Below are 12,074 nucleotides of genomic sequence, written 5' to 3' on the forward strand. Positions count from 1 at the left end.
TTCGGACGCGGGATGGAGCAGTATGGTAGCTCGTCGGGCTCATAACCCGAAGGTCGTCGGTTCAAATCCGGCTCCCGCAACCAATTAAAACGACATAATTTCAAATATCCTACGCTACTGCCTTTTAATTTAATTCCCAGTTTATATAAAAATATCACAGCTCATCGGGCTCAGCTCTCTATTCGCAATGAGTCGAAGGTCATCGCTGTGCTTTCAAATCCGGCTCCCGCAACCAATTAAAACAAAAATACCTTTCAAAACCTTCAAAACCTTCAAAACCTAACAGAAAAACATTATAGCTAGTCGGGCTCAACTCTCTATTTCCAAATAGTCGAAGGTCATCGCTGTGCTTTCAAATCCAGCTCCCGCAACCAATTAACGAAAGATATACCCCTTCTTTTATATTCGTAGCAAAATCAAAAACATCACAGCTCGTCGGGCTCAACTCTCTATTCGCAAAGAGTCGAAGGTCGTCGCAGTTATTTCAAATCCGGCTCCCGCAACCAATTAAAACGTTATTTGGACATGTGATGAAGCAGAAAGATAGCTCGTCGGACTCAACTCTCTATTCGCAATGAGTCGAAGGTCATCGCTGTGCTTTCAAATCCGGCTCCCGCAACCAATTAAAACGTTATTTGGACATGTGATGAAGCAGAAAGATAGCTCGTCGGACTCAACTCTCTATTAACAAAGAGTCGAAGGTCGTCACTGTTATTTCAAATCCGGCTCCCGCAACCAAATTAAAACAAAATCAATTCAAATATCCTACGTACAGAAAATGCCATAGATCGTCGGGCTCAGTTCTTTATAAACAAGAGTCGAAGGTCGCCGATGTTAGTTCAAATCTGGCTCCCGCAGGCAAATTAAAACAAAAATACCTTTCAAAACCTCAAAACCTCAAAACCTCAAAACCTCAAAACCTAACAGAAAAACATCATAGCTAGTCGGGCTCAACTCTTTATTAGTAAAGAGTCGAAGGTCATCGCTGTGCTTTCAAATCCGGCTCCCGCAACCAAATTAACAGCAACAAACTCAAGTACTTTCTCTAAAGACATTCTCAAAGTTAAACATTAAAAAAACATCATAGATCGTCGGGCTCAACTCTCTATTTACAAAGAGTCGAAGGTCGGCGATGTTAGTTCAAATCTGGCTCCCGCAACCAAATTAAAACGACATAATTTCAAATATCCTACGCTACTGCCTTTTAAATTAATTCCCAATTTATATAAAAATATCACAGCTCATCGGGCTCAACTCTCTATTCGCAAAGAGTCGAAGGTCGTCGATGTCCTTTCAAATCCGGCTCCCGCAACCAATTAACGAAAGATATACCCCTTCTTTTATATTCGTAGCAAAATCAGAAACTCAATAGCTAGTCGGACTCAGTTCTTTATAAACAAGAGTCGAAGGTCGTCGCAGTTATTTCAAATCCGGCTCCCGCAATGTTGTTACTGAAAAGCTATTGCTAGCTTATGACTGCTTTGAGATGAGCGCTAAGTAGCAGTATTTGATCAGATGCGCGAGCAGTAGTCCGCTGGCGGCAACGCAGAAAAACAGCAATGCAATAGATTCAACCTGTGTTGGAGTTTCACGATAAAAGTAACCCCAAGCACTCCAGCCTAATACTGAAAACACGCTTAACTGCCACATGCACTGAGTGCAGCGGCCAAGTTTTTCCCAAAAAATAGATTGCTGACAATCACCACAGGCCATCTAACCTCCTCCCTTTTTATTAGCCGTCTAACTTATAGCACTTAACATTCAACGATTAACATTTAGCAATTAGGTGCATAAATATTCTGCGTTACCCGCTTTCAGATCATAAAACTGCAATAGTGGCTTCATTGAACTGTCATTTTATATTTCTATTCTATGTCGCATCAATTCAGTGATTAACATATAGCTATCATAATCTTAGCCACTTAAATACCGACCTTGCCATACCGACAAGGAACGCGACATCAATACTAAAGGGATCTTCATGACACATAAAAGCCTGCTCGCTGTTGCCATTTCATCTTGCCTATTAACAGCATGTAATAGTGACACTAAAACCGTCGAAGTGGTCAAAGAAGTTGAAGTCATCAAGGAAATGTCTGCGATTGAAGTCACTCAAGTCAAAAACGTCATTTTGATGATAGGCGATGGCATGGGCGCGCAACAAGTGGGTTTGTTAGAAGAATATGCCCGCCGCGCACCAAATTCTATCTATAAGAGCCAAGGCGGCAAAACGGCGTTATCAAAATTGGGCGAAATGGGTCAGCTTGGTTTATCCCTTAACGCACCTTACGGTGATAACGGCAGTTTAGTGGTGGATTCGGCTTGCTCAGCCACTCAGTTAGCGACCGGTAAAGCATCGGGTTCAGAAATGATAGGCCTAGATAGCGATGGCAATATTGTCGCTACCATTTTAGAGAAAGCCAAAGAAAAAGGTAAAGCGACAGGCTTAGTCAGCGATACCCGTATCACTCATGCAACGCCTGCAGCCTTCGCCGCCCATCAGCCCCACCGTTCATTGGAAGCACAAATTGCAGAAGAACTCATCGCCTCAAATAATGTGGATGTGATGCTTTCAGGCGGCGCACGGGTATTTTTACCCGCTGATATCAGTAGCAATACCCAGGCTCAGCAAGCCATGCAGGCCCTTGGAGCCCCAGCGAATGTATACAAGAAATCTAAACGTAGCGATGGACGCAACCTGCTATTAGAAGCTAAAGAGCAGCATGGTTATAGCTTAGCCTTTGATAATAAACAGCTTAGTGCTGCACAAGGCACTAAGTTATTAGGCTTATTCGCAAACTCTGGCATGAGCGATGCCATTGCTTACACGGCTTGTCGTAAAGACAACAGCTGCACCGAGCCTTCGCTTCGAGAGATGACACTCAAAGCCTTGGATATTTTATCTAAAGATGAAGACGGCTTCTTCTTGATGATTGAAGGCGGTCAAATCGATTGGGCTGGCCACCTTAATGACACAGGTTGGATGCTGCACGAGTTACTCAGATTTGATGAAGCGGTAGATGCGGTCTATGAATGGGTGAAGAATCGCGAAGATACCTTAGTTATCGTCACCGCCGATCATGAAACGGGCAGCTTTGGCTTTAGTTATTCACGCAACAATTTACCCGAAGCCCAAAGTCTCAGTGGTGATGGCATGCAAGGCCGCGACTACCAACCCAACTTTAACTTTGGCGCGCTGTCTCACCTGGATAAACTCTATGCCCAAAGCGGTACTTTTTATAAAATGATGGACAGGGTCGACGCGAGTTGGAATTTTGACAACTCAACGGGTCAACAATGGGCCGATGCCATTAACGAATACAGTGCATTTAAAGTGACTGCAGAACAAGCTTCAGCTGTAGGCGTGCGAGAAAATAATGACTACTACGTCGCAGGCCACAATTATTTATCGGCGGCGCAATTTCCAAAAGTGAATGATTTTAAAGAGTTCTATGTCTATGGTGATGAAACTCACGGTAACTTGATTGGCCGCGCCTTGGCAAAAGAGCAAAACACAGTTTGGGGCACAGGCACTCATACCGCTGCGCCTGTTCCTGTGTATGCTTTTGGGCCTTATGGCGTGACCAAGCAATTCTCTATGATGCAACACCATGTAGAAATAGGCCAAAAGATGATGACAGCACTATTGGGGGATAACTAGCAGAATTACCAGCGCAAAATCTAGGTTCAATCACAATGAGAGGCGTTAATGTCAACGCCTCTTATTTCTGGTTCAAATTCAAAACTTAACCTCTCATGCTACCCTCTCATCAAGGGCATCTTGTCCCTAGCAAGATGACGCTAACATAAGGTATGCTAACGCATATTTTATTTGTGGGACTTCAACGTGTTAAATCAGTATTTTTCGCCGAAATCAATTAACCCAACGATGGACTTTGACATGAACGTTGACATGGGCTTTGATCTGAAACCAAACAACAGCTTAGTGTCATCGAAGCTGAGACTTGGCACCATGAAGCTCACTGTAATTGCCGTCCTAGCCATTGCCATCTTGAGTACCACAGGGTGCGCCTTTAACAGTGTTGACCCCGATGATTACGTGGGTAAATTTCGTGACCGTTTACAAGCTGAAATCTTAGAAGATGGGCTTAAGTTATTTACCTACAAAGCAAGACTTACCAACCCATCACTCATCCCTTTGGAAGAGCGCTTAGCACAAGACAGACCTTTTGGCCGCAGCCAGGAGGATTATCGCGACTATGTTATCGCGCAAAAAAATGCCCAAGCCGAGCGTGAGTTATGGGTAAGGCAAGTTGAGCTGGGATTAGAAAAGACATTAGAGATGTCAGGATTTTGCCGAGAAGGCTATCATGAACTCAATCGTTTTATCGACTTTGACCGTGCAGAAATTCGCGGTGAGTGTAAAGAAGGCGCCAATGACGCCGACCGGAAAAAGTACCCAGTGAGTGCCACTCAGCGATAAATGCTATGTGCTGAGCCGACTATAGGCTAAACTTAGGGTCATAATGTCCAATTGCGATGTACTGCCAAACGAGCCACAGAAACACTGTGATGATGTATGGCTATTCACCGTTTTGATAAGCTGTTGTTTAGTCCCAGTTAATCTTTGAAAAAGTAAATAAATCACATGAATAGAAAGCAAGAGATGATTAAGAAATTGGCGAAGCGTGCCAAGGCAAGATCGAACAAGGTTGAGCCATCTAATCCGCAGAAGACCCAAAAGCCAAAATACATTTCTAAGGCTGAGCGTGAAAAGTTAGCCCTAGCTCAAGAAGCTGAGCAAAACACAGCCAGTTCAGACAGCGTTCAAGACGCTACTGACGAAAAAGCCTAATTCAAGCTCTTTATGATCTAAAGACCAAGATTAAAGACTAAGAATAAAGCCTAAGCATTCATGCTTAGGCTTTTTTAATGCTTGTCTCTGTGTCTTCATCCGCTGCTTCACTTATTTGCTCACATAACTGAGGTTCATTAAGTTGCGCTAACTGAGCACAAGATGATGAAAGCGGCAACTCTGCCGAGCTCATTGGCGCAGTCTCAAACTCCGGCTCAGTGTTAAGCGCAGCTCGCTGAGTTAAACTTAATGAAGCGTCGTTGATTGTGGTATTTTTTTCAATATTATCAACTAACTTGTAAGCCACCCACAGGCCGACAATCCCAAACAACACGGATCCTATCGCCTGGCCTATCAGTACACCGAACACCCCGCCGTATTGAGCACCGAAGTACACAAAAGGTATGGTGCCTAAGGTGGCTTTGCCCACATTAAATAGCGTGGAATACTTGGCTTTGCCCAGATTATTAAACGAGGCATTGGCGACAAATAAAATGCCGGCAAAGATAAAAAATATCGCCATGTATTGGCAATAGAAAAGGATCAATGCCGCACCATCGCCTTGCATATCGAATGCACTAATAATGAAGTCCTTAATTAAGAACAAGACTAGAGACATCACTAACACATAGCAGATGCAAAACTGTATCGCCTTGGTTAGGCTGTCGCGCACCCTATCGAATGACTGAGCCCCAAAATTTTGACCCACTATGGGGCCTATGGCACCGGAAAGCGCGAAAACCATGCCAAAAGTGACCGGGATTAACCGCCCTAATACCGCCCAACCGGCCACGTAACTGTCACCATAGTCGGCAATCGCCCGTGTGACCACAGCATTACCTATCGGTGTGGCAACATTGGTCATCATGGCAGGTAAAGCAATGGCAAAAATGGTCGGTAAATCGGCTCTTAATGTCGTTAAGTTGATGTCACTGGTGAGTTTATGCTTAACCATCACCCCGTGGGCCGAAATGATAAGCACAGTTAAGCGCGCCAATACAGAAGCCAGTGCTGCGCCTTCGATGCCCATGGCGAATAGGAAAATAAAAATAGGGTCTAGTACCGCGTTTACGCCGCCACCCGCTAAGGTCGACATCATAGAGAGCTTAGCATCCCCTACTGCCCGTAAAGCCCCGCCGAGGGCCATTGCAAGGCAAATCAAAGGTAACGAAGGGATAAGTATGTACAAGTAGCCTTGAGCCAACTCAGCCGTGTGGCCACTGGCACCAACTAAGGCCAAGAGTTCAGGGATGAACAAGCCCACGAGCAGCGCCACTAATACACTGATGGCAAAGCTCACTATGGCGCAATTCAATAATAATCGTTTTGCCAAAGCCACATCTTTTGCGCCAATGGCTTTAGACACTAATGCGCCCAAAGCGATGGATAATCCTATGCCGATGGAGGTAGTGAAAAAAGAGATGGTGCCCGCATAACCTACAGCGGCGGCAAGCTCTTGCTCACCCAATAAGCTCAGGAAGAAAATATCCAGTAAATCCACTAAAAAAATCGCCGAAATACCGATAGCCGCCGTCGAGCTCATGACCCAAATATGGCGAAAAATACTGCCTTCTACAAATTTAGCGCTTGTCATTGAATACCTTGAAAATTCTTAATACACCAGCAAAGGATCACAAGGTTTCCAATTCACTGCCGCATTGAGTGCAAAATTTAGCTTCATTATCGTGACCTGTTTTACCACAGTTACTGCATTTTCTTAAGTCGCGCATTTTAACCATTTCATGGGAAATTTCAGCGGTTAATATTCCCGTAGGAATGGCGATGATCGAATAGCCTATCAGCATGGTCAAGGCGGCAATTCCCTGCCCTAATGGTGTCTGAGGGGTAATATCCCCATAGCCGACTGTAGTAATAGTGACCACAGTCCAATACATGGACTTAGGGATAGATGTGAAACCATTGTGTGGCCCTTCGATCACATACATCACCACACTTAGCACCATGATGATAAGGCTGACCGAAAAGAAAAACAGAAACACTTTGCGGCTCGACTGCATCATGGCTTTCAGTAATAAATTGCCTTCAGCCAGATAACGTAGCAACTTAAGTACCCTGAATATACGAAATAATCTGAGCACCCTAATGGCTAAGGCAGCATTGGCCCCAGGGATGAACAAGCCCAAATAACTGGGTAGAATTGAAATAAAATCCACCAAACCATAAAAACTTTTGGCGTATGAGAAGCGATTTTCAGAGCAATACAAGCGCAAACTGTATTCTAAGGTGAATAGCACAGTAAAAAACCACTCACCAATGCGGATAAGGCCACCATACTCTTGGTGAACACTGTCTATGGTATCAATGAATATCAGTGACACGCTCAGCAAAATACAGACGATTAGACTGATATCAAAATACCGACCCCAGCGGGTTTCAGTACCAAAGATGATGGCCCTTAAGTGCTGTCTTGTGTCTGCCGTTGATGCTAATTCGGGCTTCATACTCGTTCCTTTGCAGTCATATTGTTATTTTCGCCTGTTCAAGCCGCGAATACGGCGGTATTGACGATTAAAAATCTTGCTAAGCTATTCTACATTAACAATGAACTAAGGTATTATCAGCCCTCTATAAGATAACAATAATAATGTCGTGCCAAGTTACTGCTTAGGACAAGGTACGTTATATCAGTGGGAGTGTTCATGGGTGTTGCTAAGGTTTCAGTGCAAGTGTCTGCGCTGCTGTTATCCGTTTCATTGTTAGTCGTACTCGCATCATCACAAGTGCAAGCATCATCGAACCAACATTTTATCACTAAAACCAGTAAGGTAGACTTAGTTGTCGTCAATAAGTCGGCGTCAAGAATGTCTATCATACGTGATGGAAAGACAATTAAAAGTTATCTTATCGCCATGGGTGATGCCCCTAATGGCCACAAACTCAAAGAGGGCGATCAACGTACCCCTCAGGGACGCTATTTCCTCGACTACAAAAAATCTGACAGCGCCTTTTATAAATCCATTCATATCTCCTACCCCAATGAAGAAGACAAACTCAGAGCGGATGCCCTAGGTATAAGCCCTGGCGGCATGATAATGATCCACGGCGAAAATCCAAAATCGACCTTGCCCCCAGAAGAGGCGCAAAAATACAATTGGACCAATGGCTGTATTGCGGTTACTAACAAAGAAATGGATGAATTGTGGCGCATGATAGAACCCGGCACGCCTATTGAAATCTGGCCATAAAACATATCAATTCAGTTTATTGAAGTAGAAATCACAGAAAAAGTCGCACTATATGAGCATTACATTTGAGCACCTAAACAGCAGTTGGAATGAATTTAGCCAACAAATTTTAGGCTTTATCGATACACTGGGCTTAAGTCAGGCCGAACTTGAGTGCGATCATGTCGCACTTAGAGTCAACAGCCTAGAAACGGCGCAGCAATTAGAACAAGCCTTCTGTCAGCAGGGCCAAATCATCTCTAAAAACATCATTAATGGTCGCCCCATAGTGATCATCGCTTTAGATAAGCCTTTGATCTTAGGCGAGCATGCCATTGATTGCGTGGAGCTGCCCTATCCTTCCGATAAGGTCTATCCAAATGAAGGTTGGGAGCATGTGGAGTTAGTCTTTAATTGCGAGGCCAAAAGCTGTGATGAGCTCGCCTTAGCGCTCACCAGCCGCTTTTCAAGCCTCAATAAAATCCTAGCGGGTGACAGCAATATTGAGGTAAAGATGAGCTCACCTAAAGGGGATAAAGAGCGACTCGCTAATCCAACCATCGCCTTTAAACGAGATAATATTTGCGTAAAACTGCATACCCATCATATTAGGGCCATCATAGCTAGCGAGCAATAATGGCCCTGTGGGCCTGCCTTTGGGAGTATTAACAGATTTAGTTCGCTTTAGCCTTTTTTTGAGCCGCTAACACACTTTCCATAGGGGGCACTATGCTGACGGGATCGAGGCGCATATGGAACCAATTAAGTCGCCAATCTAAGTGTGGTCCAGTGACTCGCCCTGTGGCGCCGACTTCTGCCACAGCTTGTCCCTGTTTTACCTTATCGCCTGGCTTTACATAGAGTTTGCTCAAATGAAGAAAACTCGAACTGACGCCATAGCCATGATCTATGATCATGGTGCCACCTGAATAGAACATATCGGCAACCGCTAAGGAAATCTCGCCGTCAGCAGGCGCCACCACCACAGTCCCCGTGGGCGCTGCGACATCCACCCCAAAATGTGGGTTACCCGGCTCATCATTGTATATACGCTGACTGCCATAAACCCCTGAGATTCTACCGGTTAACGGCCAAATGAACTCACTTAAAAATGCTTGGCTCTCGGTAAATCTGTCCCTTGCAGCCTGTGTTTGTTTAGCGTCTTGCGCGGCCCGTGCCACCGCCTTAGGATCGGGCTTCATTATGCTGTTGCTTATGCCTTTCACGCTTTGAATTTGATATTTTCTGGCACTGATCTTAAGGGGTTTAATTTCAGTTAGCCCGTCGGGATAAATTAACGCTAAGCGTTGCTCGGGTTTAGCATCGCGATCAAACCCTATGGCAAATTGACCATTAGGAGTCACCTTAACCGCTTGGGCGTTTAATTTAACTTGAGTGCCGCTTGGCACTTGACCTCTCACCAAGGCGCCTTGTTCAAATTTACCCTGTAAGCTGACTTGTGCTGCACTGCTGGCACTAAAACATAAGCCCAAAAACACACTAAAAAACATCTTTTTTATCATCATCTTCTCCCTTTATTGAAATGCAAATAGCAAAAAAGCTTTCTTCTCAAATTGAGCAAGAAAGCTTTAACATTAAAACAGACGACAGTTAAGCGTCTCGCTGCACACCTTTTTGAGCTATGGCCCCTTTACCTATGCCTTCATAAGCAATCACTTTGAAATGGCTATCAGGAACTTTATTGGCCAATGTGTTGGCCATAAATTCTGCCAATAATTCTACCGTTGTGTCATGGGGAATGATCTCACACAGGCCTTTAGGCATAGCCAATTGGAAGTCACCCTGAGGGGCTATATAGTGAAAACCATAATGCGTTTCATCGTTAGCATGACTCTGCTGAGAGAGTTCAAGATCTGTGACATCCACAAGATCTTCTTCTGTGCCAAGATAAATATCGTGCCAACGTTCGGCCCAATATTCATCCCACTTAGGCTCTGCTACGCCATTCTCGAACACAGTAATTGGGCTTCTATGGCCATGTGCGATACGTTGGCAATTACCATCATGCTTTCTAAGTCCATGACTGTAATGATAATAAGGCGTATCTAGCACTTCGTTACGCAGGGTCAAATTGATGCCTTGAACATTGTCTGGCAAGGCTTCTCTTAAGGCTTTTTGCAAGAAAGAGTTCACACTATCGAAATCAATCACTTCGGTAGGAATAAGCGCAAACGCTTGGGATGGACAGGCTAAATGAATGTCACCTTTTTGGCAGGAAAAATCCATCCATACTCTGTCTCCTTGTTGCTGCCAACGTACTTCACTGCAGGCAGTTGGGATCAATAAACGGTGATCGGCGACATCGTCTATGGTGTTTTTAATGGTCCGTTTTACTTTGGCAAAATCTAACACCATGTTTTGATCGTCAAGTCCGCCTTCAAGCATCACATCGACAATCCAACTCTCTCCGACCATGCCACGAATTGGGCATAAATAAGAGAAATCAATAACAGTTAAATCTTTAACGAACAATTGCATTTACGCTCCCAGGCAGAAAAACAGTCTACCTCGTTTATTAGCTCCCGAATAGCAATGGCTAGTGGGAAAGACACTTAGCCGTACATTCTAAACAATTGCATGCTATTGAGCGAGTATTGAAATTAGGCTTCAGGGTGGAAACACATAAATCTCATGACATTCATCCCCGAATAGATAAAGAAAGCCGCCGAATAAAAAGACTCATCTAGGTTAGATGAAATAAAATAAAGCGCTGATAAAAAAATTAAATTCTAATTTTCAATAACCTATCATGATGCCCAAATCAATATGGGTGTGCTGTGATGGCTAACGCTTAACCAGTTCTGTGACTTGGCATCTTTGCAGAAATATTTTCAATAATCCGAAAAAAACCAAAAAGAAAGGCCACGAAATAATTCGTGGCCTCTTATTCTTTGTTAAGCAATCCTGCTATTCTTGTGCTCCCTGCACCGTCCATGCGTCTAACTTGCATCCTTGGCACCTGTCCTTAGCATCCTTGTGTTCCCTGTATCATCTAAGATACCGTCCTTTATCTCAGCAATTCCTTTACTGAGCCTGCTCTGTCCTTAAGCGTGTCCTATATCATCCATGACAATCTTAATCCTTAAGTGAGACATCATGTCTTCACTGGCCTTCCTTTGCATCCCCTGACGTTAAGTCTTCCTTGGGGCTATCCGTTTTCGTCCTTGTACTCAATCATCCTGATCAAGTGACTCTACCTTGAGTCGTCCTACTTTTTACTCTACCTTGAGTATGCTCTGCCTTGAGCCCTTCCTATTTCCGTTCATCCTGTTCCTTGGATGTGTTAATCATATGCCAGCTTCCTCCTAGGGAACATGCACCTAAAAAAGATATTATGAAAATAAACACAAAAAAAGTAACTTATTAACCATGAATCATAAAATAATAAAGGAAAATTAATGACTTAGTTATTAACACTATAAGTTTGGCTGCAAACAATAGCGCCAATGCTCACAAATCGTGTAAGAGATCTCGCACACGCTAACGGCTAAACACCTCGAGTGAATTTTTATCGCCACTTGAATTTAAAACAATTGAATGAAATGCGAGCAAGAAGTTGTCCAATAAACAACCACACATCAGTTAATTACTGGCAACAAAAAAGCCCAAGCAAGGCTTGAGCTTCTTTATCACAATTGCAGTTCACATAAACCGCAACCCCATCACGCACGACTTAGAACGGCATTTTCATACCTGGTGGTAATTGCATGCCACCAGTAACTTCAGCCATTTTATTCTTTTGATTTTCTTCAATACGACGTGATGCATCATTACAGGCAGCAGCAATCAAGTCTTCGAGCATTTCTTTGTCGTCTTCCATCAGGCTAGGATCGATTTCGACTTTACGAACTGAATGCGAACCTGTCATGGTGACTTTAACAAGGCCAGCGCCGGCTTCGCCAGTGATTTCCATGCGGGCAATTTCTTCCTGCATTTTAGCCATTTTATCCTGCATCATTTGGGCTTGTTTCATCAAGTTGCCCATTCCGCCTTTTCCACCAAACATAATCGTCTCTCTCTAATTAAGGGGTTAGCCTGTCGCCAAAGTGGCG

Annotated in this window: 11 protein-coding genes and 1 tRNA gene; 6 read left to right on the top strand and 6 right to left on the bottom strand. The window is 44.0% G+C overall.

Annotation, left to right across the window (positions count from 1 at the left end):
• Positions 1-6 precede the first annotated feature (6 nt).
• Positions 7-83, top strand: a tRNA-Met gene (locus SDEN_RS12300).
• A 1,387-nt stretch (positions 84-1,470) separates the two neighbouring features.
• Here SDEN_RS12300 and SDEN_RS12305 read toward each other — a convergent pair.
• On the bottom strand, positions 1,471-1,713 hold the full coding sequence (locus tag SDEN_RS12305; protein WP_011496801.1) for a DUF3624 domain-containing protein: 243 nt from the start codon (positions 1,711-1,713) through the stop codon (positions 1,471-1,473).
• Between the two features lie 268 nt (positions 1,714-1,981).
• Between SDEN_RS12305 and SDEN_RS12310 the strand changes: the two genes are divergently transcribed.
• The 3 genes from SDEN_RS12310 (at position 1,982) to SDEN_RS12320 (ending at position 4,816) form a co-directional block, all read left to right on the top strand.
• Positions 1,982-3,661, top strand: coding sequence for an alkaline phosphatase (locus SDEN_RS12310; protein ID WP_011496802.1), 1,680 nt, complete (start codon positions 1,982-1,984; stop codon positions 3,659-3,661).
• Between the two features lie 240 nt (positions 3,662-3,901).
• Positions 3,902-4,444: a hypothetical protein gene (locus tag SDEN_RS12315; RefSeq protein ID WP_049763039.1), complete on the top strand. Its 543-nt coding sequence runs from the start codon at positions 3,902-3,904 to the stop codon at positions 4,442-4,444.
• A gap of 165 nt (positions 4,445-4,609) precedes the next feature.
• Positions 4,610-4,816, top strand: a complete 207-nt coding sequence (locus SDEN_RS12320; RefSeq protein WP_011496804.1) for a DUF2986 domain-containing protein — start codon at positions 4,610-4,612, stop codon at positions 4,814-4,816.
• A 64-nt stretch (positions 4,817-4,880) separates the two neighbouring features.
• Here the strand turns inward: SDEN_RS12320 and SDEN_RS12325 are convergent, their stop codons facing one another.
• Positions 4,881-6,410, bottom strand: a complete 1,530-nt coding sequence (locus SDEN_RS12325; RefSeq protein WP_011496805.1) for an MATE family efflux transporter — start codon at positions 6,408-6,410, stop codon at positions 4,881-4,883.
• A gap of 37 nt (positions 6,411-6,447) precedes the next feature.
• Positions 6,448-7,278 (bottom strand): ion transporter, encoded by an 831-nt coding sequence (locus SDEN_RS12330; RefSeq protein ID WP_011496806.1) that lies wholly within the window; start codon positions 7,276-7,278, stop codon positions 6,448-6,450.
• A 198-nt stretch (positions 7,279-7,476) separates the two neighbouring features.
• Here SDEN_RS12330 and SDEN_RS12335 point away from each other — a divergent pair, with 198 nt between their 5' ends.
• Both SDEN_RS12335 and SDEN_RS12340 read left to right on the top strand, forming a co-directional pair.
• Positions 7,477-8,022 carry a L,D-transpeptidase family protein gene (locus SDEN_RS12335; RefSeq protein ID WP_011496807.1) on the top strand — a complete coding sequence of 182 codons (546 nt, stop codon included), beginning with the start codon at positions 7,477-7,479 and terminating at the stop codon, positions 8,020-8,022.
• Between the two features lie 52 nt (positions 8,023-8,074).
• The gene (locus tag SDEN_RS12340; RefSeq protein WP_011496808.1) at positions 8,075-8,638 is read left to right on the top strand and encodes a VOC family protein; all 564 of its coding nucleotides are present in this window, start codon (positions 8,075-8,077) and stop codon (positions 8,636-8,638) included.
• Positions 8,639-8,675: 37 nt separating this feature from the next.
• On the opposite strand, the gene SDEN_RS12345 is transcribed toward SDEN_RS12340, so the two are convergent.
• The 3 genes from SDEN_RS12345 to SDEN_RS12355 all read right to left on the bottom strand — a co-directional run bounded on the left by SDEN_RS12345 (position 8,676) and on the right by SDEN_RS12355 (position 12,028).
• Positions 8,676-9,527: a M23 family metallopeptidase gene (locus SDEN_RS12345; protein ID WP_041405795.1), complete on the bottom strand. Its 852-nt coding sequence runs from the start codon at positions 9,525-9,527 to the stop codon at positions 8,676-8,678.
• Between the two features lie 85 nt (positions 9,528-9,612).
• On the bottom strand, positions 9,613-10,500 hold the full coding sequence (locus SDEN_RS12350; RefSeq protein ID WP_011496810.1) for a 6-carboxytetrahydropterin synthase: 888 nt from the start codon (positions 10,498-10,500) through the stop codon (positions 9,613-9,615).
• 1,195 nt (positions 10,501-11,695) lie between these two features.
• Positions 11,696-12,028, bottom strand: a complete 333-nt coding sequence (locus tag SDEN_RS12355) for a YbaB/EbfC family nucleoid-associated protein (protein WP_011496811.1) — start codon at positions 12,026-12,028, stop codon at positions 11,696-11,698.
• Between the last annotated feature and the right edge of the window lie 46 nt (positions 12,029-12,074).

The sequence above is a fragment of the Shewanella denitrificans OS217 genome (assembly GCF_000013765.1).
Classification (GTDB): Bacteria; Pseudomonadota; Gammaproteobacteria; order Enterobacterales; family Shewanellaceae; genus Shewanella; species Shewanella denitrificans.

What these genes read in the sequence shown, in the direction of transcription:
- SDEN_RS12325 (WP_011496805.1), bottom strand. Translation starts at nt 6,410, where the DNA reads ATGACAAGCGCTAAATTTGTAGAAGGCAGTATTTTTCGCCATATTTGG.
- SDEN_RS12305 (WP_011496801.1), bottom strand. Translation starts at nt 1,713, where the DNA reads ATGGCCTGTGGTGATTGTCAGCAATCTATTTTTTGGGAAAAACTTGGC.
- SDEN_RS12340 (WP_011496808.1), top strand. Translation starts at nt 8,075, where the DNA reads ATGAGCATTACATTTGAGCACCTAAACAGCAGTTGGAATGAATTTAGC.
- SDEN_RS12350 (WP_011496810.1), bottom strand. Translation starts at nt 10,500, where the DNA reads ATGCAATTGTTCGTTAAAGATTTAACTGTTATTGATTTCTCTTATTTA.
- SDEN_RS12315 (WP_049763039.1), top strand. Translation starts at nt 3,902, where the DNA reads ATGAACGTTGACATGGGCTTTGATCTGAAACCAAACAACAGCTTAGTG.
- SDEN_RS12330 (WP_011496806.1), bottom strand. Translation starts at nt 7,278, where the DNA reads ATGAAGCCCGAATTAGCATCAACGGCAGACACAAGACAGCACTTAAGG.
- SDEN_RS12310 (WP_011496802.1), top strand. Translation starts at nt 1,982, where the DNA reads ATGACACATAAAAGCCTGCTCGCTGTTGCCATTTCATCTTGCCTATTA.
- SDEN_RS12345 (WP_041405795.1), bottom strand. Translation starts at nt 9,527, where the DNA reads ATGATGATAAAAAAGATGTTTTTTAGTGTGTTTTTGGGCTTATGTTTT.
- SDEN_RS12320 (WP_011496804.1), top strand. Translation starts at nt 4,610, where the DNA reads ATGAATAGAAAGCAAGAGATGATTAAGAAATTGGCGAAGCGTGCCAAG.
- SDEN_RS12355 (WP_011496811.1), bottom strand. Translation starts at nt 12,028, where the DNA reads ATGTTTGGTGGAAAAGGCGGAATGGGCAACTTGATGAAACAAGCCCAA.
- SDEN_RS12335 (WP_011496807.1), top strand. Translation starts at nt 7,477, where the DNA reads ATGGGTGTTGCTAAGGTTTCAGTGCAAGTGTCTGCGCTGCTGTTATCC.